General features: G+C 49.4%; 24 protein-coding genes. 13 read left to right on the forward strand and 11 right to left on the reverse strand.

Annotated elements, in window-relative coordinates; all coding sequences use genetic code 11:
• Positions 1–24: 24 nt before the first annotated feature.
• Positions 25–627 carry a GTP cyclohydrolase II gene (ribA, locus tag FTU54_RS03055; RefSeq protein WP_034598236.1) on the reverse strand — a complete coding sequence of 201 codons (603 nt, stop codon included), beginning with the start codon at positions 625–627 and terminating at the stop codon, positions 25–27.
• A 310-nt stretch (positions 628–937) separates the two neighbouring features.
• On the opposite strand from ribA, the gene dxs reads away from it, so the two are divergent.
• The 8 genes from dxs (at position 938) to FTU54_RS03095 (ending at position 9642) form a co-directional block, all read left to right on the forward strand.
• On the forward strand, positions 938–2848 hold the full coding sequence (gene dxs, locus FTU54_RS03060; RefSeq protein WP_005180334.1) for a 1-deoxy-D-xylulose-5-phosphate synthase: 1911 nt from the start codon (positions 938–940) through the stop codon (positions 2846–2848).
• Positions 2849–2960: 112 nt separating this feature from the next.
• Positions 2961–3791, forward strand: coding sequence for an inositol monophosphatase family protein (locus tag FTU54_RS03065; RefSeq protein WP_034597976.1), 831 nt, complete (start codon positions 2961–2963; stop codon positions 3789–3791).
• A 456-nt stretch (positions 3792–4247) separates the two neighbouring features.
• On the forward strand, positions 4248–6032 hold the full coding sequence (locus FTU54_RS03070) for a DEAD/DEAH box helicase (protein WP_005180331.1): 1785 nt from the start codon (positions 4248–4250) through the stop codon (positions 6030–6032).
• A 391-nt stretch (positions 6033–6423) separates the two neighbouring features.
• Entirely contained in the window at positions 6424–7245 is an 822-nt protein-coding gene (locus FTU54_RS03075) for an ABC transporter ATP-binding protein (RefSeq protein WP_005180329.1), read from the forward strand.
• On the forward strand, positions 7242–8021 hold the full coding sequence (gene mlaE, locus FTU54_RS03080; protein ID WP_005180328.1) for a lipid asymmetry maintenance ABC transporter permease subunit MlaE: 780 nt from the start codon (positions 7242–7244) through the stop codon (positions 8019–8021). The genes FTU54_RS03075 and mlaE overlap by 4 nt, the downstream gene beginning before the upstream one ends.
• On the forward strand, positions 8021–8692 hold the full coding sequence (locus FTU54_RS03085) for an outer membrane lipid asymmetry maintenance protein MlaD (protein WP_075168244.1): 672 nt from the start codon (positions 8021–8023) through the stop codon (positions 8690–8692). The genes mlaE and FTU54_RS03085 overlap by 1 nt, the downstream gene beginning before the upstream one ends.
• An 18-nt stretch (positions 8693–8710) precedes the next feature.
• The gene (locus FTU54_RS03090; protein WP_005180322.1) at positions 8711–9343 is read left to right on the forward strand and encodes a phospholipid-binding protein MlaC; all 633 of its coding nucleotides are present in this window, start codon (positions 8711–8713) and stop codon (positions 9341–9343) included.
• A gap of 11 nt (positions 9344–9354) precedes the next feature.
• Positions 9355–9642 carry an STAS domain-containing protein gene (locus tag FTU54_RS03095; RefSeq protein WP_127799307.1) on the forward strand — a complete coding sequence of 96 codons (288 nt, stop codon included), beginning with the start codon at positions 9355–9357 and terminating at the stop codon, positions 9640–9642.
• Positions 9643–9782: 140 nt separating this feature from the next.
• Here FTU54_RS03095 and FTU54_RS03100 read toward each other — a convergent pair whose 3' ends face one another.
• Positions 9783–10796 (reverse strand): CorA family divalent cation transporter, encoded by a 1014-nt coding sequence (locus FTU54_RS03100; RefSeq protein WP_005180320.1) that lies wholly within the window; start codon positions 10794–10796, stop codon positions 9783–9785.
• 152 nt (positions 10797–10948) lie between these two features.
• On the opposite strand from FTU54_RS03100, the gene FTU54_RS03105 reads away from it, so the two are divergent.
• Both FTU54_RS03105 and FTU54_RS03110 read left to right on the forward strand, forming a co-directional pair.
• Positions 10949–11542, forward strand: coding sequence for a TIGR00730 family Rossman fold protein (locus FTU54_RS03105; RefSeq protein WP_005180318.1), 594 nt, complete (start codon positions 10949–10951; stop codon positions 11540–11542).
• 2 nt (positions 11543–11544) lie between these two features.
• Entirely contained in the window at positions 11545–11946 is a 402-nt protein-coding gene (locus FTU54_RS03110) for an NUDIX domain-containing protein (protein WP_171503172.1), read from the forward strand.
• Positions 11947–11968: 22 nt separating this feature from the next.
• Here FTU54_RS03110 and FTU54_RS03115 read toward each other — a convergent pair whose 3' ends face one another.
• Positions 11969–12604, reverse strand: a complete 636-nt coding sequence (locus tag FTU54_RS03115; RefSeq protein ID WP_160242779.1) for a ComF family protein — start codon at positions 12602–12604, stop codon at positions 11969–11971.
• Complete coding sequence (recG, locus tag FTU54_RS03120; protein ID WP_160242780.1) at positions 12591–14636, reverse strand: ATP-dependent DNA helicase RecG; 2046 nt, start codon at positions 14634–14636, stop codon at positions 12591–12593. Before recG ends, FTU54_RS03115 begins: the two co-directional genes overlap by 14 nt.
• A 33-nt stretch (positions 14637–14669) precedes the next feature.
• Between recG and FTU54_RS03125 the strand changes: the two genes are divergently transcribed.
• On the forward strand, positions 14670–15485 hold the full coding sequence (locus tag FTU54_RS03125) for an NAD(P)H-binding protein (RefSeq protein ID WP_160242781.1): 816 nt from the start codon (positions 14670–14672) through the stop codon (positions 15483–15485).
• Positions 15486–15566: 81 nt separating this feature from the next.
• Here the strand turns inward: FTU54_RS03125 and plsB are convergent, their stop codons facing one another.
• Positions 15567–18131, reverse strand: coding sequence for a glycerol-3-phosphate 1-O-acyltransferase PlsB (gene plsB / locus FTU54_RS03130; RefSeq protein WP_180074433.1), 2565 nt, complete (start codon positions 18129–18131; stop codon positions 15567–15569).
• 286 nt (positions 18132–18417) lie between these two features.
• On the opposite strand from plsB, the gene FTU54_RS03135 reads away from it, so the two are divergent.
• Positions 18418–19290, forward strand: coding sequence for an acyl-CoA thioesterase II (locus tag FTU54_RS03135; RefSeq protein WP_075167392.1), 873 nt, complete (start codon positions 18418–18420; stop codon positions 19288–19290).
• 54 nt (positions 19291–19344) lie between these two features.
• On the opposite strand, the gene FTU54_RS15250 is transcribed toward FTU54_RS03135, so the two are convergent.
• On the reverse strand, positions 19345–19473 hold the full coding sequence (locus FTU54_RS15250; protein ID WP_194088134.1) for a YHYH domain-containing protein: 129 nt from the start codon (positions 19471–19473) through the stop codon (positions 19345–19347).
• 179 nt (positions 19474–19652) lie between these two features.
• Between FTU54_RS15250 and FTU54_RS03140 the strand changes: the two genes are divergently transcribed.
• Positions 19653–20897: a dicarboxylate/amino acid:cation symporter gene (locus tag FTU54_RS03140; RefSeq protein ID WP_160243677.1), complete on the forward strand. Its 1245-nt coding sequence runs from the start codon at positions 19653–19655 to the stop codon at positions 20895–20897.
• On the opposite strand, the gene FTU54_RS03145 is transcribed toward FTU54_RS03140, so the two are convergent.
• The 5 genes from FTU54_RS03145 to hmpA all read right to left on the reverse strand — a co-directional run bounded on the left by FTU54_RS03145 (position 20888) and on the right by hmpA (position 25205).
• Positions 20888–21313, reverse strand: coding sequence for a VOC family protein (locus tag FTU54_RS03145; RefSeq protein ID WP_127799321.1), 426 nt, complete (start codon positions 21311–21313; stop codon positions 20888–20890). The two genes, FTU54_RS03140 and FTU54_RS03145, sit on opposite strands and share 10 nt — an antisense overlap.
• Positions 21314–21426: 113 nt before the next feature.
• Positions 21427–22374, reverse strand: coding sequence for a metal-dependent hydrolase (locus FTU54_RS03150; RefSeq protein ID WP_160242783.1), 948 nt, complete (start codon positions 22372–22374; stop codon positions 21427–21429).
• Between the two features lie 148 nt (positions 22375–22522).
• Entirely contained in the window at positions 22523–23362 is an 840-nt protein-coding gene (gene yihA, locus FTU54_RS03155; RefSeq protein ID WP_005180304.1) for a ribosome biogenesis GTP-binding protein YihA/YsxC, read from the reverse strand.
• A gap of 96 nt (positions 23363–23458) precedes the next feature.
• Positions 23459–23902, reverse strand: coding sequence for an Rrf2 family transcriptional regulator (locus tag FTU54_RS03160; protein WP_160240938.1), 444 nt, complete (start codon positions 23900–23902; stop codon positions 23459–23461).
• Between the two features lie 91 nt (positions 23903–23993).
• Positions 23994–25205 carry an NO-inducible flavohemoprotein gene (gene hmpA, locus FTU54_RS03165; protein ID WP_005180299.1) on the reverse strand — a complete coding sequence of 404 codons (1212 nt, stop codon included), beginning with the start codon at positions 25203–25205 and terminating at the stop codon, positions 23994–23996.
• Positions 25206–25249: the final 44 nt, after the last annotated feature.

Genomic DNA, 25249 nt, shown 5'->3' on the forward strand with positions numbered 1-25249 from the left:
TTGTTTTAAAACTAAAAAGATGACTTAGAAGTCATCTTTTTGGTACATATGTGCCATACGCTCATGTTTGGTCTTTAAATACTGCTCATTAAACGGGTTTAAACCCACCGTTAACGGCACGCGATCCACCACATTAATCCCTTGCTCACGGAGCGCTTCAATCTTTAGCGGGTTATTGGTAATTAACCGCACCGCTTTGACTTGCAGATGATCCAGCATAATGCTGCACATATCATATTGACGGGCATCGGCTGGCAGATTCAGCATTAAATTGGCATCTACCGTGTCATGTCCCTGATCTTGCAGGGCATAGGCGCGAATCTTGTTGGTCAGGCCAATGCCGCGTCCTTCCTGACGCAAATATAAAATCACCCCTTGTCCGGCTTCATTAATCAGACGCTGGGTGGCCTGTAATTGCGGGCCGCAATCACATTTTAATGAAGCAAAGGCATCCCCGGTTAAGCACTCGGAATGGACACGAACCAGTACCGGTTCGGTCGGGGCCTGTTCCAGACCTTTAGACAGTGCAACATGCTCTTCGCCAGTTTTCGGATCTTGAAATACAGTAATTTTAAATTCACCAAAAGCGGTTGGTAGTCTTGACGTTGCGACAAATTCTATAGGCACAGTTTTACCCGTTAAATTGTTCATGAATGCGTTAAAGTATAGCCTAATGCTCAGACATTAGTAGAATAGGATTGCTGAATTTCTGCAGAAGATTTTCTTTTTTGTAGAAAGCGAACGATAATAGTTGATAAATAGCAAGGTTATTCAGGATAATCTACGCCACCTAAACACTGCCCGACTGAAATCATTGCTCAAAACTACATCGCTAGAAATGTGGCTGATTGAAGATGGTACAATTCGACTATATGATCGAGTAACTCCCCCTTGACCTAGCTTAGGTTTTGCCAGGCTTTAGAAGGCTTTGCCACATATGTTGTATACAGAAATACCGACTCAACGCCCTGTAACACCGTTGCTGGATAGCATAGATCATCCACAACAATTACGTTTACTCGCGCAAAGCCAGTTAGCACAAGTGGCAGATGAGTTACGTCAATTCATTTTGTATGCAGCAGGGCAAAGTGGCGGGCATTTCGGTGCCAATTTAGGGGTCATCGAACTGACTGTGGCCTTGCATTATGCGTTTAATACGCCACATGACCGTCTGATCTGGGATGTCGGTCATCAGGCTTATCCGCATAAAGCCTTAACTGGACGCCGTGAACAGCTGACCACCATTCGAGCCAAAGATGGTCTGGCCGCGTTTCCGGCCCGTGAAGAATCTGAATTTGATACCTTTGGCGTCGGACATTCATCCACCGCGATTTCTGCCGGTTTGGGCATGGCGCTGGCTAGCCGTTATCAGCAGCAGCAGCGTGAAGTGGTGGCAATTATTGGTGATGGTGCCATGACCGCCGGCATGGCCTTTGAAGCCATGAATGATGCGGTGGCGCATCAGGCCGATTTAATGGTCATTTTAAACGACAATGATATGTCAATTTCCTGCAGCACCGGTGGTTTTGCCAAACATCTGGCGGCGCTGTGGCAGCGCGGCGAAAGCGTGCATATTGATGCTGCTGGCGAGGCCTATATCCAGCCACATCCCGAGTGGAACTACACCTCACGTTTGCATTGTGCTGCAACCGATGCGGCTGATAATTTATTTAAAGCGATTGGTTTTGATTATTTTGGTCCTTTTGATGGCCATGATGTTGATCAGCTGGTCAATGTATTCCAGGCGCTGAAAAAGCGTAAAGGCCCGCGTTTAATCCACGTTTATACCAAAAAGGGCAAAGGCTTTGCCCCGGCAGAAGCGGACCAGATTAAATATCACGCAATTAGTAAAATCAACAGCAGCGCGTCTGCAGCAGCGGCACCTAAATATTCCGATGTTTTTGGCCAATGGCTATCTGATGAAGCTGCACAAGATTCACGCCTGCTGGCGATTACTCCGGCCATGTGCGAAGGTTCGGGCATGGTGCAGTTTGCCAAGCAATATCCGGAGCGTTTCTTTGACGTAGCCATTGCTGAACAGCATGCCGTGACCTTGGCGGCCGGAATGGCCTGTGAAGGTTTAAAACCGGTGGTCGCGATTTATTCGACTTTCCTGCAACGTGGTTATGATCAGCTGATTCATGATGTGGCGCTGCAAAATCTGGATGTCACCTTCGGTATCGACCGGGCCGGTCTGGTCGGTGAAGATGGTCCAACCCATGCCGGAGCCTATGACTATGCCTACATGCGCACCGTACCGAATATGGTGATCATGGCGCCGAAAGATGAAAATGAATGCCGCCAGATGCTACACACGGCTTATCATTATCCGGGGCCGGCAGCGGTGCGTTATCCACGTGGTAATGGCGTTGGAGTCGAAATTCAGCAGCAATTGAACCTGATGGAGATCGGTCAGGCAGAAATTGTGGCGCGTTTTAATGAACAGTCGGATGAGCAGATTGCCATTTTGGCCTTTGGTAGCCGGGTCTATCCGGCCATTGAAGCAGCACAGGCATTTGCAGCCCGGCATGACATTGCCGTGCAAGTGGTGAACATGCGTTTTGTGAAACCGCTGGATGAAGCCATGATTGAACGCCTGGCTGAAAACACCCAGCTGTTTGTAACCGTAGAAGAACATGCAGTGATGGGCGGCGCGGGCAGTGCCGTCAGTGAATATCTGGCCAAGGCTCAGCTGGTCAAGCCTATTATTCACTTAGGCCTGGATGACAGCTTTATGCAACAGGCCACACATAGCCAGATGTTGCAGCAGGCCGGTCTTGATGCCGCCGGTATCGAGCAGGCCATGACCCAGGCCTGGAACAAGCTGACCGAGAGCGTTTCATCCTGAAGCAATAAATTTTAGAAACATTTATTCCCCAAAAGCCCCAATATTTGCTAAAATGTTGGGGCTTTTATGCATTATTCTTTATCAGTATCTTCAAATTTGTAGTGGGTGTTCAATGGAACCTATGGTGGTGATGGCTGCGCGTGCGGCTCAAACAGTTGGTCAAGAGCTTTTAAAAGCGCATCAGAATCGTCATAAACTCGATCTACAAGTCGAAGAAAAAGGAATTGATGGTCCAGTAACGCGTGTTGACCGTTACCTGGAACAGTTGACCATCGATACCCTACGTAAAAGCTATAAAAATCACAGTTTCTTGGGTGAAGAGTTCGGTCTGCAAGAAGGTAAAGGTCATGACGCCGATTGGTGCTGGGTGATCGATCCTTTAGACGGTACGCTTAACTTCATCAACGGTTTTCCGCATTTCTGTATCTCTATTGCTGTTCAGCACAAAGGCGTGACTCAGCACGGCGTGATCTATGATCCAGTCAAAGACGAATTGTTCTCTGCCAGCCGTGGTCGTGGTGCCATGCTTAATCAGCGCCGTATCCGCGTGAATGTTAAAGACAGCCTGGAGAATACGTTCCTGGCTGTGGGTCATGCTTACCGCGCCAAACGTAATGGTGAAGTGGTGTCGTATGCCAAAAACCATTTCGAATCATTATTGAACGTGACTGAAGCTGGTGCGCAATATCGCCGTGCAGGTTCTGCTGCGCTGGATCTGGCTTATGTGGCAGCTGGCCGTTTAGATGGCTATTTCGAGCTGGGCCTAAAACCGTGGGATATCGCAGCGGGCGAGTTAATCGTCAAAGAAGCTGGTGGTACTGTAGTGGATGCACGTGGTGGCAGCGATTCTATGGACAATGGTCAGGTACTTGCGTGTTCTATGAAAATGCTGAAGCCTTTAATGAAGGCAGTAGTACCTGCCTGGGGCGACGCGGCAAAATAATAGACGCATTGAGTGAAATGACAAGGCTTGCTCCCAAGCCCTAAAAAACAGCCCGCCCAGTCGGGCTGTTTTTTTGCCTGTTATTTGTGCTTGATTTAATTCAAGTTTAACGACTGGTACAGAAATTAACGCAAAAGTTGATTAAATTAGATGACTTTTAAAATAATCCTGCTATAATCCGCCCACGCACTTAATTTCCGTTCATTACCTGAACATTTCTCTTCTAATCATTGTGTATGCGCGTGCGGTCCAAAGAGAGGACGATATCTCGCGCCCCAATCGCTAAAGCGATTCCTTCAGGTTAAGCCGTAATCATGCGTGCGTTATATCAACATCGTCGTTACTCGGATCGCCGCTGAATTCTTAAATTTTCAGCGTTCAATGCTGTGCCGCTTTTTGCCGATGTCCATTTGACTTTATTATTATGGAGCACCCAATTCTCGGGTGAAATACTCTATGAGCAAAACTTTTGCTGATTTTCCTCTACACGAAACTTTACAACAAGCGTTAGACGCTCTTGGCTTTACTGCGCCTACGCCTGTACAGGAACAGTCAATTCCTGCGGCATTAGAAGGTAAAGATCTTCTTGTATCAAGCCAAACCGGTTCGGGTAAAACTGCAGCGTTCCTTCTCCCAACGCTGAACGCACTTGCAAACCAGGACACATTCGTTCCGTTTAAAGAACGTATGAAAGCCATTACTCAGCCATCTATTCTGGTACTTTGCCCAACACGTGAACTTGCTCAACAGGTGAGCCAGGACGCGATTGCATTTGTACGTCATATGAAAGGTGTTCGTATTGCTGCGATCATGGGTGGTATGCCTTTTGGTAAACAAATTCAACAGTTAAAAGGTGCACAAGTGGTTGTAGCGACGCCAGGTCGTCTACTTGACCTTGTCAACCGTCGTCAAATCAAACTCGACAAAGTTAATGCGTTAATCGTTGACGAAGCTGACCGTATGCTGGACCTGGGTTTCTCTGAAGACCTGGAAGCAATCAGTGATTTGGCTGCAAACCGCGAACAAACCTTAATGTTCTCTGCGACATTTGCACCACGTATCATCACGCTTGCTGAACGTATGATGAATGAGCCAGAACGTATTGCGATCGAAACCGGTCACTCTACCAATACGGACATTACTCAGACTTTACACTGGACTGATGGCTTCGAGCACAAGAAAAAACTGTTGACGCACTGGTTGAGCGAACAGGATCTTGATCAGGCCGTTGTATTCGCTTCTACCCAAGAAGATACCGATATGCTGGCTGAAGAACTGGCTGAAGCAGGTCATTCAGTTGTTGCGCTGCACGGTGCAATGCCACAAACCGTTCGTAACCGCCGTTTACGCAGCATCCGTGAAGGTCGTGCCAAGATTCTGGTTGCAACTGACGTTGCAGCGCGTGGTCTGGACGTACCGACTATTTCTCACGTGATTAACTTCGGTCTGCCAATGAAGAACGAAGACTATGTACACCGTATTGGTCGTACTGGTCGTGCCGGCCGTACTGGTAAAGCGATTACTTTGGCGACTTACCGTGAACGCGGTAAAATCCGTGCGCTTGAAGATTACCTGGATGCACGTTTAGAAGTATCTGAAATTGAAGGTTTAGAGCCATCTCCACCTCCAGCACGTCCACGTCGTGACGGCGGTCGTGGTGGTAAACGTGACGGTGGTCGCGGTGGCCGTGGTGGTTTCGGCGGTGGCCGTCGTTTTGAAGGCGAAAGCAACTTCAAACGTCGTGAAGGCGGTGATGACCGTCCACGTCGCAGCTTCGATGACAAACCACGTGGCGAGCGTCCATTTGGTGAAGACCGTCCACGTCGTGAATTCAACAGCGATCGTCCGCGTCGTGAAGGTGGCTTTGGCGACCGTCCACAGCGTTCTTTCGATGACCGTCCACGTCGCGAATTCAACAGCGATCGTCCACGTCGTGAAGGTGGCTTTGGTGACCGTCCACAACGTTCTTTCGATGATCGTCCACGTCGTGAATTCAACAGTGACCGTCCGCGTCGCGAAGGTGGTTTCAACGAGCGTCCACGTTTTGACAGCAATGATGACAACCGTGGCAACCGCGTAGACTACAAACCACGTCGCGAAGGTGCTTTCGGTGACCGTCCTAAGCGTGATTTTGGCGACCGTCCAGCGCGTTCATTCGGTGAAGATCGTCCACGTCGCGAGTTCAACAGCGACCGTCCACGCCGTGAAGGTGGTGACCGCCGTCGTAAATTCAACGACTAAGTTGAACTGAGCGAATTCAGAAAACCGGTGCTTGCACCGGTTTTTTTATGCGAGAAAATTTGAATTTTGATGAGGAAAATGTATACTGGTTCAAGTTTATTTAAGAATATATTAAGCGATGTCTCATTATCATTCGCACAAACTGCCCGGTGTGTCATCTATGAAAGAGGTGCTTATGCCATATATTTTTTTGGTTTTGCTGCTCTGTAACCTCATCTTTTTTATTTACAGAACTTTTGCCTAAGCTGCATCTCTTTGTTTCTACACTCAAATTAGACCATAATAAAATTGTACAACTTGTACACAGTTTAAAAGAATTTCATAGATAACAATTTGTTCTCCAATCCTTTATAGTATGCATGCTGAAAAAAATGCAGGAAAATCCTCAGCTATGAATAATCAGACACCTCTACAGGCGCCAGCACTGATTGAAGTCAATCACCTGAGCTTTAAACGAGGGGAGCGGGTCATTTACGACAATGTCAGCTTAAAAATTCGACGTGGGCAGATTACTGCAATTATGGGACCGTCAGGCACGGGTAAAACCACCTTGCTGCGTTTAATTGGCGGGCAGCTCACTCCGGATCAGGGTGAAGTGCTGCTCGATGGCAAGAATATCGGGAAAATGTCACGTCAGGAGCTGTTTGCAGCACGGGCGCGAATGGGCATGCTGTTTCAAAGCGGTGCCTTGTTTACCGATATGACGGTTTATGAAAACGTGGCCTTCCCGATTCGTGCGCATACCCGTTTACCTGAACATCTTATTGCCGAACTGGTGGCTTTAAAGCTGGAATCGGTGGGTTTGCGTGGTGCCGAGCAGCTCATGCCGTCTGAACTGTCTGGCGGGATGAACCGTCGTGTCGCTTTAGCGCGTGCCATTGCGCTGGACCCGGAACTGATTATGTACGATGAACCTTTTGCTGGTCAGGACCCGATTGTAATGGGCGTGTTGACTCGTTTAATCCGTTCATTGCGTGAGGCGCTGGATTTAACCACCATTATTGTGTCGCATGATGTGGCCGAAACCCTCTCCATTGCCGACTATATTTATGTGGTGGCGGAAGGGAAAGTGCAGGGTGAAGGCACTCCAGAACAATTAAAACAGCATGCCTCGCCTTTTGTACGTCAGTTCTTAACCGGTTCAGTTGAAGGCCCGGTCGACTATCAGTTTAGCCATCAACCCTATTTAAGTCATGAGGTGCATTCAGCATGAATGCGATTGCTGCATTAGGACGCCGTGTGATTGAGCGGGTACGTGGTATAGGCGTTGCCACATTAATGCTGCTCCAGATTTTATTTTCAATGCCAACCTGGATTGGCGTGAAACTGTTTATTTACCAGATGTACCGCGTCGGGGTGATGTCACTGCTGATTATTGTGGTGTCGGGTTTATTTATTGGGGCGGTGCTGGGCCTGCAAATGTACAGCATTCTGGTGACCTTCGGCAGTGAAGCCATGCTGGGTACTGCTGTGGCCTTAACCTTGCTGCGTGAACTGGCACCGGTGGTTGCGGCCCTGTTATTTGCTGGCCGTGCCGGTTCTGCCTTGACTGCTGAAATTGGCCTGATGAAAGCCACCGAACAGTTGTCCAGTATGGAAATGATCGGGGTCGATCCTTTAAAGCGGGTCATCTCGCCGCGTTTATGGGCCGGTATTTTCAGCTTGCCGATGCTATCCGTGATTTTTGCGGCAGTCGGCATTATGGGTGGTAAATTCGTTGGGGTAGATTTTTTAGGCGCCGATGAAGGCTCTTACTGGAGCGGTATGGAAAGCACCGTACAGTTCTATAAAGATATCTTTAACGGCACCATTATTAAAAGTTTTGTTTTTGCATTAATTTGTACCTGGATTGCGGTCTACCAAGGCTATGCCTGCGAGCCTACGTCTGAAGGTATCGCGACATCTACCACGCGTACCGTGGTGTATTCATCGCTTTGTGTTTTAGGTTTTGATTTCGTATTGACTGCGGTCATGTTCGGAGGTGTTTAATGAAATCACGTACTAGTGAGCTGGCCGTCGGTGTTTTTGTCATTCTGTTTGGTATTGCTTTATTCTTCCTGGCGATGCGGGTCAGTGGTCTGGTGGGCACCACCATTCAGGACAGTTATTCCATGACCGCAACGTTTGACAATATTAACGGGATCAAGCCGCGTGCCAAAGTGGCCTTAAGCGGGGTTAAAGTCGGGCAGGTCGAATCCATTACTTTAGACCCGGTGACGCGTCTGGCCACTGTGACCATGATTCTGGATGGTGAGTTGACCACCTTTAATCAGGAACAGTTACAACAGGTGCAACAATATGCCCTGGAAGAGTTGCGTTACAGCAGCGAATACAGCGAAGCCGATCCTGCGCAACAAAAAGCAATGGAAAAGCAACTGTTGGATAACATGACCTCCATCACCAATATCGATGAAGATGCTTACATAATGGTAGCAACCAATGGTCTTTTGGGTGAGAAGTACCTGAAGATTGTACCGGGTGGTGGTCTGAATTATTTAAAACGTGGTGATCAAATCAGCAATACCCAAAGCACCATGGAAATTGAAGACCTTGTGACCAAGTTTGTAACCGGCGGCGCAGGCAACAAGTCATCATCCGATAACCCGGCAGATGAGACATCCGCTGAAACAACAGATGCAGAAGTGTCATTTGTTGAGTAATTGAGAGGAGAAATTTTAGTGAAGACATTGTTCAAACAAACCTTGACCGCAAGTGTTTTGGCCACGCTGGTGGCAGGTAGTGCATTTGCTGCACCAACCGAAACTCCTCCTGCATTTATCAAGAAAGTGGCGGATGGCCTGATTTCGCGTTTAAAAGCCGATCATGCCAAACTGCAAAATAATCCGGCCTTGGTGAAAACCATTGTGCGCCAGAACCTTGATCCGTATATCGATTCGCAAGCCTTTACCCGTATTGTGATGGGAACCTATGCGACCAATCAGTACAGTTCGGCTGCCCAGCGTGCCCAGTTTGAAAAGAATTTCCGTGAAACCCTGATTGAAAACTACGGTTCAGCCTTTGCGAAATTCAGCAACCAGACTTATACCTTACGTCCGTATAAAGCCAGCAACAGCAAGAACCCGGTAGTGACCATCGACTTTAACAACAAAGGCGAGAAAATTCCGGTATCGTTCCAGCTGGTCGATAAAGGCAATCAGTGGAAAATCCGTAACATCAACGTATCCGGGATTGATTTAGGTCTGCAGTTCCGTAACCAGTTTGCAGCCAACGTCAAACGTAATGGCGGCAATATTGATAAAGCGATTGCGACCTTTAAACCAGATGCAGAAGCTGCGGTTGATAAAAAATAATAGGACGTGCTGTGATTGAATATGTAAATCAGGAACTGCGAGTTTCCGGGAAAATTGACTTTAACAATGCCGAGCAGTATTACCAGCAGGGCTTGCAGCTGATTCAACAGCAGCCCACCCCGGTGGTGGTGAATCTGGCCGAACTTGAGCAGGGCAGTACCCTGGCACTGGCCGTGCTGGTACGCTGGTTAAGACAGACCCCGGATGCGCAAGGGCTGGTCTTTAAAGCCGTCCCGGAAAAAATGATGAAGATTATTCAATCCTGTCATTTGCAGGATGATTTACAGCTCAGCGCTTAAACAAAAAGCACCTCAACCGAGGTGCTTTTTTTATGGCATTAAGTTTCTCGCTTGACTCAAGGGAGGTGAGGAGGGATGGAAGATTAGCGAAACCAGCCCTCTCTCTAACTCTCTCCCTCAGGGAGAGAGGACGTGTCGCATTAAATCCATTTCTTCCATCTGAAGTAAATCAGCGGCCCGATAAAGAAGCCAATCAGGATAATACTGACAATAATAAAACTGGTGGTGCCTTTGGCAAAAGGCAGTACGTCGGTGTTCATGCCATAAACACTGGCCACCAGCATTGGCGGTGCCAGCATACTTGGTAAAATCGAGAAGCGACGGATGGTATCATTCTGTTCGGTGTTAATGAAACCCGAAGTAGTATCGAGTAGGAAGCGCACTTTCTGGAACAGGAAGGCGTCGTGTTCGACCAGCGAGCGTACATCTTCACTCAGTTCACGGATATCGGCATCATAAATATGACTGCCCAAGGCACGTGGACGCGCTAAAAAGGTCAGCACACGGCGTAAATCAATCAGACAGAGCTGGGCTTTTCCAAGCATGTCTTCCAGTTGTGCCAGCCGGGTAATCATGTCATCAAGGTCTAAAATCATTTCCCGGTGGCGGTTATTCAGCACTTCGGTGGAGTATTTTTCCAGGTCCTTGTGGATATCTTCCAAGATATCCGCAAGCTCATCCAGCTTGGCTTCTAACAGACCGAGCAGCACCCAGGTCGGGTCTTTATAATCAATTTCATAATCATTGCGCCGTGCACGGGCACGAAAGGCACGAAAGGCCACCAGTTTTTCACCGCGCAGGGTTAGCAGGCGGTCCCGGTTTAAAATAAAGGCAACGGTTTGTACCGTGGCGAGAATACTGGAATTTTCTTCCGATTCATCATCGACCTGATAGTTTTTATTTTTCGTTAAAAAATAGGTGCTGATGTGTAAAACCCCATCATCATCACGGTAAAATCGGGCAGATGAGGAAATGTCTTCCAGGGACTTTAAGGTGGGTAAATCCTGCCGGTAGGCGTCCATGACCCACTGTTGTTCTTCTTGTGAAGGGGCGATCAGGTCAATCCAGACCAGTTCTGGATGCAGGTCGAAGCCGCCGTTGATGGTGGCATCTTCCAGACTACCGCGCTCTGTGGCGTAAAAGGCTTCAAGCATTAGTCTTTTCTCCCTTGCGCAGTATGGGTTTTATTGATGGGTGTATTTTAGACAAGGATTTGATTAAAAACACTGTTTGAAGTGCTAATTTATTTAAAAAACCAGCTCAAGGGTATATTTGCGGCATCATAGCCGCTGAACATGGTGAAAAAATGACAAATTCAATTGCAGTCTTCTGTGGCTCGGCTTTAGGTTCCGATGCGGTTTTTGTGGACACGGCGCAGCTGGTCGGGCAAACGATTGCAAAACAGGGCAAAACCCTGGTCTATGGTGGTGGTCGCTCCGGGTTAATGGGTGTGGTCGCAGACAGTGCCTTGCAGGCCGGTGGTGCTGTAATTGGCGTGATTCCGGAGCCACTGGTTGATCGCGAGCTGGCCCATCCCGGTTTAACCGAGCTGCATGTGGTGAAGAATATGCATGAGCGTAAAACCAAAATGTCAGAACTGTCCGATGCCTTTATTGCCATGCCAGGTGGTGCCGGCACACTGGAAGAAATTTTTGAGCAGTGGACCTGGGCCCAGCTGGGAATTCATTTAAAACCGAATGCCTTTTTAAATGTTGAAGGTTTTTATGATGATCTGCTGCGCTTTATTCGCATGACTACTGACAAGGGCTTTACCCATGCACGTTTTACCGAGGCGTTAATTGTGTCTGATTCTATGGATGAGATTTTAAGCCAGTTTGAACGCTTTCAGGCACCTGAACCGAAATGGGGTATGGCCGACCGTCAGGCCTTGGTGAAATAAATATGAACACCATTACCGTAGCTGCGGCCATTATTCTGAACGAGCAGCAGCAATTGCTGCTGGTACGCAAACAGCACACCCAATGTTTTATGCAGGTTGGCGGCAAGCTGGAAAGCGCTGAGCCACCGGAGCAGACCATCTGCCGGGAAATTGCGGAGGAAATTGGCTGTCAGGCCCGGATTAAACAGTTTGTTGGCCGTTTTGAAACCGCTACAGCCAATGAGCCGGATCATCGTCTGGTCAGTTATGTTTATTATGTGCAGCTCGATCAGGACCCGCAGGTTCAGGCGGAAATTGCGGAAATGAAATGGATTGAACTGGAGGATGAGACGACCCGTCTAGCACCGTTAACCACAGAAGTGGTGATTCCCTGGGTGAAACAGCAGCTGTTACAGTCGGCTTAAGGCCAGCTGTTTTTCAGATGATTTAACCATCGGCACTGGCAATACACACCGCATAGACCTTGTGACAGCCAAGTTGCTCCAGCTGCTGTTTTAGCGCACGAATTGAGCTGCCGGTGGTGACCACATCATCGACAATTAACACCCGGCGATAGGGCCGGCCGGTATCGGGCCGTAGCTGGAATTGCTGGTCCAGATTTTCCAGTCGTTCCAGCCGGCTTAAGCCTTTTTGACTGTGTTGATGGCGCCGTACAACCGGTTGCCAGATTGGTAGCTGTAAATGGCGTGCCAGCACCTGAGCCAGCAGCAGGGTATGATGATAACCACGCTCTGCCAGTCGCTCGGTTGCCACCGGCATCGGGACAATGGCCTGTACCCGTGGATAGGCCAATTCACACAGGCTGCCCGCCAGTAAAGGCTGATAATGCAATTGCTGCTCATATTTGAATTGCTGAATCATCCGGTCGACTGGATAACGATAATGACAGGCCACCTGAATCTCGGTTTCCTGCCGGTAGACGTTTGCTTTTAACCATGGCAGTTGCTGCAAGCAATCTGCACAGACCCGGTACTGCTGCTGGGCCGCACTGCCACAGAGCTGGCAGGGCAGTAATTTTTGTAATAGCGTACGGCTATGCGCCGGCAGCTTAAACATAGGCATAACGTGGTGCTTCCGGCAGCCAGCGTTTGAGCAGGGCCTCGGCCTGCTCGGGATAATCTTTCAGCATCTGCTGGGCCACATAATGTGCCTGATTCAGCAGATGATCATCGCGTTCCAGCTTGGCCACCCGAAAGCCCATATCGCCGGTTTGTTTGGTGCCCAGCAACTCCCCGGGGCCGCGCAGTTCCAGATCTTTTTCGGCAATCACAAAGCCATCATTGCTTTCTCTTAAAATCCGCAGCCGTTCCTGGCCGTTTTGCGACAGCGGATGCTTATACAGCAGGGCACAGAAACTGGCTTTGGCGCCCCGACCGACCCGGCCACGCAGCTGATGCAATTGCGACAGCCCTAAACGCTCGGCATTTTCAATCACCATAATTGAAGCATTCGGGACATCGACGCCGACTTCAATCACGGTGGTGGCAATCAGCAATTGTAGCTGGTTGTCTTTAAACTGCTGCATCACCGCCTGTTTGTCATCAGCCTTCATTTTGCCATGCACCAGACCAATATTCAGTTCCGGAAAGCGTTCCTTGATTTCAGCAAAAGTCGCTTCGGCAGCTTGCGCATCCAACGTTTCTGACTGTTCGACCAGGGTGCAGACCCAATAGGCCTGTTTGCCTTCGGCACAGTTGCTGGCAATACGCTGTAGTACCTGTTCGCGCCGGTCCAGTGGAATGGTCACGGTCTGAATCGGGGTACGGCCCGGCGGCAGCTCATCAATCATGGAAGTGTCCAGATCGCCATAGGCGGACATCGCCAGCGTACGTGGAATTGGGGTGGCGGTCATCACCAGCTGATGCGGAGTCATGTGATTCAGGCCCTTGTTTCTTAAGGCCAGCCGCTGGTCGACCCCAAAACGGTGCTGTTCATCAATAATCACCAGTCCCAGCTTGGCAAATTCGACATTGTCCTGAAACAGCGCATGGGTACCGACCACCAGCTGGGCGCTGCCATCCTGAATAATCTGTTCGGCGCTGGCGCGGGCCTTGCCTTTCTGTTTTCCGGATAGCCAGGATACGGTCAGTCCCAAAGGTTCAAACCAGCGTTTAAAGTTTAAATAATGCTGCTCAGCCAGAATTTCAGTCGGTGCCATCAGCGCCACCTGCCAGCCTTCTTCCAGCGCATGACAGGCCGCCACCGCCGCCACCAGTGTTTTGCCGGCGCCGACATCACCTTGTACCAGCCGCAGCATCGGCTTGTTTTGTTTCAGGTCCTGGATAATTTCCTTGGACACTCGTTTTTGTGCGCCGGTCATGCTAAACGGTAAGCCGGCCAGTAACTGCTTGGCCAGATGTTGGCTGGGCGCAAAAGCTGGCGCTTCAATCTGCTGAATATAAGCACGGCGGGTCAATAAACTGACCTGATGTGCCACCAGTTCTTCAAAAATCAGCCGCTGCTGGGCCGGATGCGAACCCTGACCAAGCTGCAGCATATTGGCACTGGTTGGCGGTTCATGGATATATTCCAGCGCCTGTTTCAGTGCATAGCCGTTGGTAAATTTTTCCGGCAACAGTTCCGGCAGATCATCACTGTGCTGTTTCAGCGCCTGTTTGACATAGTCGCGCAGTTTGGGCTGGGTCAGCCCTTCGGTGCTTGGGTAAATCGCCGTGAGTTGGGTTTTCGGCAGCGGAGTATGCTCGCTGATCAGCTGGATTTCCGGATGATACATTTCCAAACCACGCGCGCCGACCCGGACTTCACCAAACACGCGCAGGCGGTTGCCGACTTTGGCGCGCTCGGTCAGACCTTTATAAATATGATAAAAACGTAAGGTGACTTTGGCGCTGTCATCATCCAGCAGAATTGCCATCGACTTGCGTTTGCCGGGTGGGAAATCGACCCCTTTGACAATGCCTTCCAGTAAATAACTGCGGCCGACGTTCAATTGGTTCATCGGAATGATCGTGCTACGATCTTCATAATCACGCGGCAGATGAAACAGTAGGTCATCTGTGGTGAAAATATTCAGTTTTTCCAGTAACGCGGCAGCAGCAGCGCCAACGCCTTGTAATTGATGGACTGCGGCCATGTCCCCTCAACAATGGTAATGAGCAAGTGGGTTATGCATATTTTATTTATCGGTTATGGTAAAACATCTGCACGTGTGGCTAAACAACTATTTCAAGCCGGCCACCAAATTACCACAATTAGCCGCAGCCGGAAAAGTGATGTGCATGCAACGCATCTGATTCAGGATGTGCAGCAGCTGGATTTAAGCCAGCTGGCGCCCATTGACTGGGTCTATGTGCTGCTCAGTCCGGGGCAGAGTACGCCGGAGGCCTATCAGCAGACCTATCTGGATTCGGTGCAACCAATTGTAACGGCGCTGGCAGCGCATCCGGTGCGGCGCATGGTGGTGGTGTCATCGACCCGGGTGTATGGACAAAATGCCGGGGAATGGATTGAGGATACCACACCGCTTCAGCCGCCAGATACGCAGGCAGACATTCTGCTCAAGATGGAGCAGGCCTATTTAAGCGCTTATCCGGAGCGTTGCACCATTATCCGGCCCAGCGGTATTTATGGCACCTCAATCGCAAGGATGGTCAAGCTGGCGCACACGCTCACTGAATATCCAAACCGGCACTGGTCTAACCGGATTCATATTGATGATCTGGCGCGTTTCCTGGCACAGATGATTCACGTGGAACATCTGCAGGAGAGTTATATTGTCAGTAATGGTCAGCCGCAACTGCTGCATGAAGTGGTGCAATGGTTTCAGCAGCAGCTACATCGGCCGTTATTAACCCTGACCAGTCCGCACGAAACCGGCAAGCGGATTCGACCGAAACGGATGCAGGACAGTGGTTTTAAGTTACAGCATGATGACTGTTTTCAGGATTATCTGGCCCTGTTACAGCAAGCGGATGTGAATTAAGAATTTTTAATTTTATTGAGGATGGCTTATATTTCCCGCACCTTTGCACGAAGGCAAAGATACGGGTTATGGACGGTTTTTTTATTTCTTTTTACGTTTTAAGCGACGTTTGGCTTGCTGTGCGGCTAGTGCATCTAGTGCATCTTTCAGTTCTTCATCGCTAAAGGTGGTGATGTGTTGCAGCATTTGCAGGGTTACATCATCCAGCACCAGATTGGCATACTGCGCCACATTGCTAAAGTTCTCATCAAAGACAATGGCATTGTCGCTGTTGGTGCTGATATAGCCTTGCTGGGTCAGCACTTTAATAAAGCTCTGGAACAGGGCCTTATCGAAGAATTCCGGTGAGTTGAACTCATACAGCACCGATAAACGCTGACCCACCAGATGGCTCAGTTCTTCAACCTGACGGGCGGAAATATTGCCCGAACCACGCTGGGTAATCAGCGCCAGGGTCATGTAGTAGCGTTCCAGACTTTGCATTACCGGCGCAGCCAATACTACCAACTGGTTATGATCTTCACTGTTCGGTGCCGGAGAAAGCAGATTCCCTTCAGCATCTTCACTAATCAGCTTGGCCTGAATTAGCCCATCGGCATAGGCACAGATCTGCTGTTTCAGTTCTGCTTCATTCCATTTCAGGAACAGCTCGGCTTTCAGGAACGGATACAGCGTGCGAATTACATTAATTAAATCGCCACGCTTGATTGAACCATTGTGCTCCACCAGTGCCGCTACCAGAGATGGCAGGACAAAGGCATGCAGAATATTGTTGCGGAAGTAGGTCAGCAACACCGCCTGATTGTCTTCAATGGCAATAATATCGCCCAGAACGTGCTGCACACGTTTAATCAGTTTCAGCTTCAGACCGTAGGCAATAATTTCCTTGCCTGAAAGTGGGGTGATGTGGGTGCGCTCATCGTAAGGCAGGGCAGTGAGCAGGTCACGATAGGTATCCAGCTGCTTGATACAGATCGCTTCATCCAGGGTGTGTTTTGGCGTGGCCAGCAAAATCAGCGATAACAGTGATACCGGGTTAATCACCACAGCGCGGTTAATGTTTTCCAGAATCGCATAGGCCGAGCTGTTTACCGCATCGGAGACTTCTTGCGGAATCGGATCGTCATTTTTTTCGATACTGATCTGTTCGGCGTCATGCTGTTTTAGCATGTCATCTAAAAAGACTGGCTCGCCAAAATTCACATGCACTTTGCCAAAAATACGCTCGATTTTTCTCAAGGTTTTCAGAATACCGACAATGGATTCGGCTTCTTTCGGTTTACCCTGCATTTCACCGACATAGGTCGAACCTTCCATCAGGCGTTCATAGCCAATATAGGTCGGTACAAAAGCAATCGGTTTGGCGCGGCCACGTAAATGTCCATGTACGGTCATGGCCAGCATGCCGGTTTTTGGCGGCAACAAGCGGCCGGTACGCGAACGGCCACCTTCAATAAAGTATTCCAGCGGCGTGTTACGCGACAGAATGCTGTACAGATATTCCTTAAATACGGTGGTGTACAGGCCATTGCCACGGAAAGTCCGGCGAATAAAGAAGGCCCCGCCACCGCGTAATAACTGACCGACAAAGGGCATGTTCAGGTTATCGCCAGCCGCAATATACGGCACCATCATGCCGCGTTTATAAATCACATAAGACAGCAATAAATAGTCGATATGACTGCGATGGCACGGGGTATAAATAATTTCGTAGTCTTTGGCCAGTTCACGCACGGTGCTGAAATTATGCACCTCGACGCCATCATAGAGCTGGGTCCATAAACGGGTTAGCGCCGTTTCAGCAAAGCGGATGGCGGCATAGGAATAGTCCGACACGATTTCATTTAAATAGCCAATGGCACGGCGCTCGGCTTCAATCATGCTGATTTTACTGCGGATGCTTTCGCGGCGAATGGCTTCTTGTACATCCGGCGCTTTAATCAGGCTATGCATGACGTTACGGCGGTCCGATAAATCGGGACCTAATACCACTTCGCGCTGGCTGTCTAAATAATTATTTAAGGTATTAATAATACAGGTCGCTGGCGACAGGTTCGGGGCCTGAATCTTGGCGGTCTGCACCATCGCTCTTAAAGACTGTGCCTCATGAAACTCCAGATAGGACTGGCGACCATGCAGGCCAATATTGACCAGCTGCTTGACGGTACCCGGCGTAGCCCAGGTATCGGTCAGGAGCAGTTTGAGCCAGGAATCTTCTTTATCTGGTGCGCGGCCCCAGAGAACGGTTACCGGAATCAGCTCAATATCCAGTTCCGGGTGCCGCTCCAGCAGCTCAATCAGACGCAGCAAACGCGGCGGAAAGGCGTGCGGCGGCGGATTTAGCAGATTGTTTTCATCATAGTGCTGTAAAAACAGAATCGAAGCTTTTTCCTTGTGCTGGCCAATCTGCATCGGGTCTAATGCGGGCGGCAGCTTTAAGCGGCGTGTTTCACCATCAAGGACCAGGGCATTGCTGCGGGAATGGTTCTGTAGCACATAGCAGACAATTTTCTGGGTCGGCTGTTCTGAATGGTCTGTCGCTGCTGCTTCGGCAGGAACCTCGCCCAGTACATGCGGGGTTACCACCAGATCAAGCAATTTGCTTGAAAGCTGACGATAAATTTGACCAAAACCACTCTTGGACATACCAACTCCTAAATCAATGACCAGTACCGCAGATTATCTGAGGGAAAAATAATGAATCTAATTGTAGCGAAAAATAGCCTGACATTTTCTGACAAATTCTATCTTTAGTGCTCAATTTTATCGTTAAAAATCGTATTTTTAGTGCGGCGCATTATACGGGAGCCGTGACAGGGCAGTCAGTTAAACTTTAGTGTTTTAGTCGACAAATATGGCAAAATAGGCAAGATTGAGCTGTTTCTATTTTGCTTGCTTTGATTTTTAAATATCCCGACATAGGTTTCCCCGCATGAATGCACTGACTCAGGAACTGGTTGAACTGCTTAGCCTGGAAAAACTTGAAGAAAATATCTACCGAGGCATCAGCCGCAATCTGGTCGGTAAGCGCGTGTTCGGTGGACAGGTGCTGGGCCAGGCACTGCGTGCAGCCTCGTATACCACCGACCGTCCGGCGCATTCCTTACATGCCTACTTCCTGTTTGGCGGCGATGTCAACGCACCGATTATTTATGAAGTGGACCGGATTCGTGAAGGCAAGAGCTTTGTTAGCCGTCAGGTGCGAGCCATCCAGCATGGCCGGACCATCTTTATGTGTATGGTATCGTTTGCTGCGCCAGAAGAAGGGCTGAATTACCAGATTTCCGAGCCTGAATATCCGGCACCGGAACAGTTAAAAAATGAAGCGGAACTGGTGCAGAGCATTGTCGAGTTTATTCCGGAAAACGTTCGCGCCAGCTTTACCCGTGACCGTCATGTAGAAATCCGTCCGGTGAATCCAAGTAATCCGTTTCAGCCGCAGCCGGAAGCGCCGTCTTATGCGCACTATATCCGTACGCATAGTCCGATTGCAGCGGAGCAGGATGAAATTGCCCTGCATCAGGCCATTGCTGCCTTTTACTCAGACTTTACCCTGATGACCACCGCGCTACGTCCGCATGGCTTGAGTTATCTGTCGCCAAGTCTGCAATGTGCCAGTATTGACCATGCCATGTATTTCCATAAGCCATTCCGGGTCGATGACTGGATGCTGTATGACATGGAAGCTACCATCAGCAACAGTTCGCGTGGCCTGAACTTTGGCCGTATGTGGCAAAACGGCGAGCTGGTCTGTAGCACCACGCAGGAAGGTTTAATTCGCTTACGCGAAATTGAAACCCAGTAAGCTCACCTCAATAAAAAAGCCGAATCAGTCGATTCGGCTTTTTTTATCCTACCTTCAATGGCAATGCGGCAAATCGCTTGGTGCATGTTTATGGCAGCCTTGTGCCTTGCTGTTGCCCGAAGAATGGGCAAAAACCTGAGAGGTGCTACAAATTAGTGCAAGAATAAGGGCGAGTTTTTTCATGAGGTTACTCTTTTAGTCTTAAAAACAAGGTAATGCACTGATAAAGCACATCTTATGCCAGTTTTTCTGGCACCGGGCTTTTTTCCTGAGCTGGATTTGCTTTTGACAAAATAATGCTCGATTCAGCGCAGCTCGCATGGCATAGTGCCAAGCAAGATGACATCACAATATATGCACCCATGAGCTTAAATACACAAATTCTGGTGGCCGCAATTTTAGGGGTTCTATTCGGGTTTTTGTTGAACCTGTTGCCGGGCAGCGCATTTTATGACGGCAGCTTATATGGCCTGAGTATTGCCAGCAGTATTTTTATCGGCCTGCTGAAAATGCTGCTGATTCCCCTGATTTTCAGTTCGATTGTAGTCGGGGTATCCAACCTGCAGGCTTCTGGCCAGCTGAGCCGGGTCTGGAAAATTACCTTGCTGTGCTGTGTGACCACCACCACATTGGCACTCATTTTAGGTCTGGCCTGTGCGCATCTGTTTGAAGTCGGCAAAGGTGTAGATGTGCGTTTATTCCAGGACGCGATGAGCCAGCATCAGACGCCAGATACCTTAACGCCGTCGTCTTTCTTCACCAATTTTATTCAAAACACCCTGATTAATCCGTTTAAGGCCTTTGCCGAGGGCAATGTGCTGGCGGTGGTGGTGTTTGCCTTATTTGTCGGGGTGGCGCTGGTCAAAGGCGGTGAGCAGTTCCGGACTGTGCGCCGGCTTAGTCATCAGTTTTTTGACATCATGATGCTGATGATCGGCTGGGTGATGAAACTGGCACCGCTGGGGATTTTTGCGCTATTGGCCAAGCTGATTGCCACCGAAGATGTGACCGTGCTCAGCCGTCTGGCTGAGTTTGCCGTAGTGGTAACCGGCACCACGATTTTTCATGGTCTGGTGGTACTGCCGCTACTGCTATGGCTATTTGGAAAAATGAATCCGGTGACCTTCTTTAAAGGAACCCGCGCTGCTTTAATTACTGCATTTGCCACCAGTTCCAGTTCGGCCACCATGCCACTTTCGATGAAATGCGCCCAGGAAAATCTGAAGGTGCGTCCGCAAACAGCTGGCTTTGTAATTCCGCTCGGTACACAGCTGAATATGGATGGCACGGCCTTATATGAAGCCGCTGCGGCGCTGTTTATTGCCAATTTAATGGGACTGGATTTGACCTTGGGCCAGCAGTTGGTGGTCTGTGCCACCGCCATGATTGCCTCCTTGGGCGCGCCGGGAATTCCAAGTGCCGGCATGGTCACCATGATTATGGTGCTGCAATCGGTCGGTCTGCCGGCAGAAGCAATTGCCATTTTACTGCCGATTGACCGTTTGCTGGATACCGTACGTACCGTAGTCAATGTCCAGGGTGATATGATGATTAGTGTGGTGGTTGACCGTTATACCCGCGACGATAAGATCGCAACTCAATCCTGAGTATCTTCCCAGCACGGATTCCAGACCACTTCCCAAAGATGGCCATCGGGGTCCTGAAAATAACCGGCATAACCGCCATAAAAGGTGGCTTGTGCCGGTTTGACAATGGTGGCACCGGCACGCTCGGCCTGCTGCATCACCTGATCTACGTCCAGCGGACTATGCACATTATGCCCCAGACTGATTTGGGTCGGGCAAAAACGGCTCAGGGGCAGGCCTGAATCTTGCGCCAAGGCAGCCTGCGGCCACAGTGCCAGTGTCAGGCCTGAATCCAGCGTGATAAACGCCACTGCGCCCTGTTCAAATTCCTGCCCGACGATACCTTCACTCTGCCAGCCCAGACCTTGCTGATAAAAGCGCAAAGCTGCGTCTAAATCCTGCACAGCCAGCGTGATCACACTCAAAGATGCGCGCATTGTTCCTGCCTTTTCATTCAAGTCTGATTTTTATCTTAGCGGAAATCTGGCCCGACACAGTGCTGCCTGTGTCGGGCAATTGTATCTCTGCAATTCTGCACCAGGTGGATGCTTTACGCGACTTTAAGCTGGGCGCGCTGTGCTGCCGGGGAGGCTTGCAGATAGGCCAGCGCATCTTCGGTTTTGGCTTCATGCAGCGGGTCATACCACGGCATTAAATAACCCAGCTGCTGTGATACCAGCCAGAATGGTGAGGGCAATAAGCCGTTATTGGCCTGTGCAGTGCGGTACCATTCCCGCCAGATCCACGGTTTATACAGGGCCGGCCGGATTGATGCATAACGCGGGTCCTGACGCATAATATGCGCCGCACCATCGACCCAGAGACCAATTACTCCAGCAATCACCAGCAGGCTCAGATAATAACGGGCCAGATAACTGCCACCCAAATGCCGATACAGGGCAAAGGCCACGGTGCGATGCTCGATTTCTTCTGCGCCGTGCCATTTGACCAGATCCAGCATGGCCGGGTCGGCACCCTGACGCTGCCATTCGCGGTTATACAGCGCATATTTACCCAGCACGCAGGTCATGTGTTCTACCGTGGCAACAATGCCTAAACGGAACAGATCCCAGTGCCGTTCGCTCCACTGCGGCAATTGCAGACCTAAAGGCCGATCGGCCAGTAACTGGTTAAACAGCCCGTTCATCAGGCTGATGTTGCGCTGAATATCAATCTGGCGTTCAGTTAAATAATCCTTGTTGGCCGAGTTATGCGCCTGGGCGTGCATAGCTTCCTGGCGGATAAAGGCCTGCACATCCTGTTTCAGTTTTTCATCCTGAATCTGCGGCAAGACCTTATTGTACAGCCGGCAAAACCAGAACTCGCCGGCTGGCAGAATCATGTTAATTTCATTAATAAAATAACTGGCGAAAGGCTGCTGCGGAATCCAGTCGATGGGGGTGTCCTGCCATTCAAAGCGGACTTTACGCGGTTGAATAAAGTAGCCAATGGATGAGCCACGGGCGGCGCGGCGAAAACGTGCGAGGAATTTCTTCATGCTGTATTGCACCTCTAAAATGTGATGCGGTTCAAATTATGCTCAGCATGAGTATGAAAAAATATCCCCCATTGAGACTAGCAATAGGGGACATTCCAATATCAATAGATGTAAATTATTGTCGGACAGGATTAAGCCGATGCAAAGCTTATGGCTCTTTGGCGGCCGTTTCAGTCAGCTGTTCAACAGCTTCTGTATCCGGCAGCTCTTCTGCTTCCAGTTCATCTGCCGTGGCTTCCGGAATGCTGGCCAGATCAAACTGCTGCGATTGTTCCAGGGTAAAGTTCAGACGACCGGCCATTACACTGGCCAGTTCTTCCAGACCCTGACGATTGAGCGAGGAGAACAGTTGAATCGAGAAATCCAGCTTCATCTTTTTCAGTTGCTGTTTCACTTCCAGCAGGACTTTATTGGCCGGGCCACGATTCAGCTTGTCGGATTTGGTCAGCAAAACATGCACAAACAGATGACGGGAATAAGCCCATTCCAGCATCATCACATCAAAATGCTGCAGCGGATGGCGAATATCCATCAGCAACACCAGACCCTGTAAGCTCTTGCGATGAATCAGGTAATTTTCCAGCTCTTTTTGCCAGACAATTTTCATCGATTCCGGTACCGCGGCATAGCCATAACCCGGTAAATCGACCAGACGCTGCTCCGGATTGCCCAGACTAAAGAAGTTGATCATCTGGGTACGGCCCGGTTTTTTCGAGGCACGTGCCAGCTGTTTCTGGTTGGTTAGGGCATTAATCGCACTGGATTTGCCAGCATTGGAACGTCCGGCAAAGGCCACCTCATAGCCGCTATCTTCTACACAGAGATTCAGCTTTGGCGCACTCATCAGGAATTCGGCTTTACGTAGCCAGTTCAGGGCACGAACGGCATATTCGGTAATCGCAGGATCAGCCTTTTTCTCATAGCTAATCTTTTGCTTCGGCGCATTAGCGGCCTTAGTGTTTTTCGATTTTCCTCTGCTATGGTGCATAACTTAACTTCATCACTGCTTTTACAAAGCGGTATTATAGATCAACTCGCGCAGACACGCGAACTTTGCTGTAGCTGTGTGCAAAAGTTATCTGACTCAGAGATTGATCAGCTGAATTGGCGATTGTGTGCTCCACTGTGCCGGTGCAGGAGTATCTAACACGTCGGACAGGGTGTACTGGTCCAGACTCTGATAAAACTGTTCCAGTGCCTGATCTAAAATGCCCTTTAAACCACAGCGACTGCGCAGCACGCACGGCGGGGTATTACATTCCACAATCTGGGTTTCACGTTGCAAGATACGCACGATCTGGCCCAGCTTCAGTGCCCGTGCATCCGGATTTAAACGCAGGCCGCCCCCTTTACCGCGGGTGGTAATCAGCCATTCCTGTTTGCCCATGAAATGCACAATTTTAACCAGATGGTTTTGGGAAACATGCAAATCCTGCGCAATTTCCGCAATCGTATACGGCAGATCTCGCGGTGGGGAGATATACAGCAGAATACGTAATGCATAGTCGGTGAATTTATTTAATTGCATGATCGCACAAATATTTTTTCAAAGTTGAAATACAAGAAGGCTAGTCTACCATGAGCAGACTAGCCCTCCTATGTTTTACACGTGTGGGGTTTTAGTGACGTACACCACCCGTACCAAACGCTTCACTGTGAATCTGTTCGGCTTTAATACCACGTGCCAGTAAGGCTTTTTGCTGCTCGGCCATGAATGGCATTGGGCCACACAGGTAGTAATCAGCATTTTCCGGTAATAAGGCAGCATCCATGGTGCTCAGGTCCAGACGACCGGCCACATCATAATCCTGACCTAACACATCTTCGGTATTCGGGAATTCATAGGCTGTAAAGGTATGAATACGTGGATACTTCGCCTTGATGTCCTGAATATGCTGTTTCATGGCATGTACCTGTTTGCTGCGGCAGGCATGAATGAAGGTCACCGGTTGTGGCACATCTAAAGTCACCAGCTGGTTCAGCATCGCAATCATTGGGGTTAAGCCAACACCGCCACTAATGAACACATTACGTTTGTTGCTGTCGATCAGGTAGAAGTTTCCGGTTGGCGCTGAAATTTCAAGTTCTGCACCTTCTGGCAGCTGATGCAGCGCATTAGATACCCAGCCTGCAATCTTGTCGGCGCCATTACCCGGTTCGCGTTTCACTGAAATACGTAAGTAGTCTTGCTGCGGGCTGGTTGACAGCGTGTATTGACGTGGTTGTTTCAGGTCCAGTTCAGGGACAAAAACACGTACTGAAATGTATTGGCCGGCTTCATATTTTGGTAAGGCACCACCATCGACCGGTTCAAAGTAGAACGAGGTAATTTCGTCGCTTTCTACCACTTTCTTGGCGATTTTGAAATTACGCCAGCCTAACCAGCTGCCTTGAGTTTGCTGATGCTGCTCGTAAATGGCACGTTCGGTATTAATAAACACTTCTGCAAGCTGGCCATACGCGGCGGCCCAGGCATCAATCAGTGGATCATCCATGGAAATATTCAGCACTTCGCTGATGGAGTGCAGCAGGTTTTCACCGACAATATTATAGTCCGGAGCTTGAATATTCAGACTGACATGCTTGTGTGCGACCAGTTCAATTACTGGCGCCAGTACTGATGGATCTTCAATATTTTCTGCATAGGCCAGTACCGCACCTGCCAGTGCCTGCGCCTGCGCACCACTGCGTTGATGACCCAGGTTAAAGGTTTCTTTAAGGTCCGGATTATTCCCCAACATGCGGTTATAGAAATAGCTGGTCAGGGCCACACCATTTTCACGTAGAACAGGAACAGTTGCTTTTACAAGGTCAATTTGCTGTGGAGTCATGGCTGATCTCTCATGGCTGGTTATTTATAAGATGTATTTAAAAT

Source organism: Acinetobacter sp. YH12116, from assembly GCF_013418895.1.
Taxonomy (GTDB): Bacteria; Pseudomonadota; Gammaproteobacteria; order Pseudomonadales; family Moraxellaceae; genus Acinetobacter; species Acinetobacter indicus.

Coding starts and splice junctions, on each gene's coding strand:
- FTU54_RS03075 (WP_005180329.1), top strand. CDS start 6,424: ATGAATAATCAGACACCTCTACAGGCGCCAGCACTGATTGAAGTCAAT.
- recG (WP_160242780.1), bottom strand. CDS start 14,636: ATGGCCGCAGTCCATCAATTACAAGGCGTTGGCGCTGCTGCTGCCGCG.
- FTU54_RS03145 (WP_127799321.1), bottom strand. CDS start 21,313: ATGCGCGCATCTTTGAGTGTGATCACGCTGGCTGTGCAGGATTTAGAC.
- FTU54_RS03110 (WP_171503172.1), top strand. CDS start 11,545: ATGAACACCATTACCGTAGCTGCGGCCATTATTCTGAACGAGCAGCAG.
- FTU54_RS03070 (WP_005180331.1), top strand. CDS start 4,248: ATGAGCAAAACTTTTGCTGATTTTCCTCTACACGAAACTTTACAACAA.
- plsB (WP_180074433.1), bottom strand. CDS start 18,131: ATGTCCAAGAGTGGTTTTGGTCAAATTTATCGTCAGCTTTCAAGCAAA.
- FTU54_RS03150 (WP_160242783.1), bottom strand. CDS start 22,374: ATGAAGAAATTCCTCGCACGTTTTCGCCGCGCCGCCCGTGGCTCATCC.
- FTU54_RS03160 (WP_160240938.1), bottom strand. CDS start 23,902: ATGCAATTAAATAAATTCACCGACTATGCATTACGTATTCTGCTGTAT.
- FTU54_RS03125 (WP_160242781.1), top strand. CDS start 14,670: ATGCATATTTTATTTATCGGTTATGGTAAAACATCTGCACGTGTGGCT.
- FTU54_RS03140 (WP_160243677.1), top strand. CDS start 19,653: ATGAGCTTAAATACACAAATTCTGGTGGCCGCAATTTTAGGGGTTCTA.
- FTU54_RS15250 (WP_194088134.1), bottom strand. CDS start 19,473: ATGAAAAAACTCGCCCTTATTCTTGCACTAATTTGTAGCACCTCTCAG.
- mlaE (WP_005180328.1), top strand. CDS start 7,242: ATGAATGCGATTGCTGCATTAGGACGCCGTGTGATTGAGCGGGTACGT.
- FTU54_RS03085 (WP_075168244.1), top strand. CDS start 8,021: ATGAAATCACGTACTAGTGAGCTGGCCGTCGGTGTTTTTGTCATTCTG.
- FTU54_RS03065 (WP_034597976.1), top strand. CDS start 2,961: ATGGAACCTATGGTGGTGATGGCTGCGCGTGCGGCTCAAACAGTTGGT.
- yihA (WP_005180304.1), bottom strand. CDS start 23,362: ATGCACCATAGCAGAGGAAAATCGAAAAACACTAAGGCCGCTAATGCG.
- hmpA (WP_005180299.1), bottom strand. CDS start 25,205: ATGACTCCACAGCAAATTGACCTTGTAAAAGCAACTGTTCCTGTTCTA.
- FTU54_RS03100 (WP_005180320.1), bottom strand. CDS start 10,796: ATGCTTGAAGCCTTTTACGCCACAGAGCGCGGTAGTCTGGAAGATGCC.
- dxs (WP_005180334.1), top strand. CDS start 938: ATGTTGTATACAGAAATACCGACTCAACGCCCTGTAACACCGTTGCTG.
- FTU54_RS03115 (WP_160242779.1), bottom strand. CDS start 12,604: ATGCCTATGTTTAAGCTGCCGGCGCATAGCCGTACGCTATTACAAAAA.
- FTU54_RS03135 (WP_075167392.1), top strand. CDS start 18,418: ATGAATGCACTGACTCAGGAACTGGTTGAACTGCTTAGCCTGGAAAAA.
- FTU54_RS03105 (WP_005180318.1), top strand. CDS start 10,949: ATGACAAATTCAATTGCAGTCTTCTGTGGCTCGGCTTTAGGTTCCGAT.